Genomic DNA, 1,564 nt, shown 5'->3' with positions numbered 1-1,564 from the left:
GGAGATGTAATGGATGCCTCCCTCCCCACGGGGAAGTCGATCGCAGCAGGAGCACGGAGATGATCAGCGTAGCCGTTGCGGGAAGCTGGCTTGTCCGCAGGACAAGGTGGAGCCTCGACTGGATACGGCATCAAAGTGCCCATGGCGTGATAGACCGAGGTCTTCACAAACACCAGCAAGGCTCCATCATGCATCGTAATTCAGCACAAGGCGCAGGACAAATCATCGGCCAGATGGGTGGGCTGCAAGTCATCGGCCTGGACATCGCCAAGAGCGTGTTCCAGTTCCACAGCGTGGACATGGCCACGGGCGAGATCGTCAACCTGCAGCTCAAGCGGGCCAAGGTGCTGGAGCACTTTGCCAACCGTGCGCCGTGTGTCATCGGCATCGAAGCCTGCGGCGGCGCGCACCACTGGGCGCGAGAGCTGACGGCGCAAGGCCACACCGTGCGGCTGATCCACGCCAAGGCCGTGCGCCCCTTCGTGAGTGGCAACAAGACCGACGCCACCGACGCACGGGCCATCTGGCTGGCGGTACAGCAGCCGGGCACCAAGTTCGTGGGCATGAAAACCCTGGCGCAGCAGGCCACGCTGACCTTGCACCGCCAGCGCGAGATGCTCATGAAGATGAAAGTCATGCAGATCAATGCGCTGCGCGGCCTGCTCTACGAGTTTGGTGCGACGTTCGCGCGAGGCAGGAATGCGCTGTTCAGCGAGATCGAGGCCACCTTGGAATCGTTGGCCAATTCCATGCCGCAGTACGTCGCCGACAGCCTGCGCGAGCAGGTGCAGCGCATCAAGCAACTGGGCGCGGACATCAAGGCCGTGGAAGTGCGGCTTACCGCAGTCCTGCGCGCTGACACGGACATGAGGCGCGTGGCGCAAATACCGGGCGTGGGTCTGCTGACGGCCACCGCGGCGATCGCCACGATGGGACAGGCCAAGGCATTCAAGTCGGCGCGCGAGTTCTGCGCCTGGCTGGGCCTGGTGCCCAAACAGCGCGGCACGGGCGGGCGGGTCAATCTGCTGGGCATCTCCAAACGGGGCGACACCTACTTGCGCACCTTGCTCATCCACGGCGCGCGCTCGGTGCTCACGCATGCCAAGGAGCCTGGGCCGTGGCTGGAGCAACTCAAGGGCAGGAGGCCGGCCAACGTCGTGATCGTGGCGCAGGCGGCCAAGATGGCCCGAACGATCTGGGCCGTGACGGCCCGGCAACAGGACTACCAACGGGGCTACCAGAGCATCCGGCGGCAAGCGGCGTGATGCAGGTAGCTGAATATCAACCCAACCCAAGAAAGGGTATGTGAGCCTTTGAAGGCGATGAGGCAGCGACACGCGAAGTGATGTGAAACAGGTCAGACCGGGACGAGCCAAACCTGAATGGCTTGCAGGACTTCAACAGTCCGTCAAGGAGATGAGGCGCTCGTCAGCGGATTACATCGGGGCCAGTGGGCCGCAGGGGCAACCCAGCACCCATACCACAGGCCGGATACAAGGCAGCAGCCGACTTCTTCACACAGCGATGCGGGTTACTACTCATTGCCGGGAGGCATCCATACAAG

At 63.1% G+C, this 1,564-nt stretch carries 1 protein-coding gene; it reads left to right on the top strand.

What is annotated here, in order from left to right:
• Positions 1–233: 233 nt before the first annotated feature.
• Positions 234–1,265 (top strand): IS110 family transposase, encoded by a 1,032-nt coding sequence (locus tag OX89_RS12740; protein WP_047350878.1) that lies wholly within the window; start codon positions 234–236, stop codon positions 1,263–1,265.
• The last annotated feature ends 299 nt before the right edge of the window (positions 1,266–1,564 follow it).

The organism is Diaphorobacter sp. J5-51 (genome assembly GCF_001023515.1).
Lineage (GTDB): Bacteria > Pseudomonadota > Gammaproteobacteria > Burkholderiales > Burkholderiaceae_C > Diaphorobacter > Diaphorobacter nitroreducens.
This window is presented reverse-complemented; position numbering and strand designations above follow the sequence as displayed.

What these genes read in the sequence shown, in the direction of transcription:
- OX89_RS12740 (WP_047350878.1), top strand. Translation starts at nt 234, where the DNA reads ATGGGTGGGCTGCAAGTCATCGGCCTGGACATCGCCAAGAGCGTGTTC.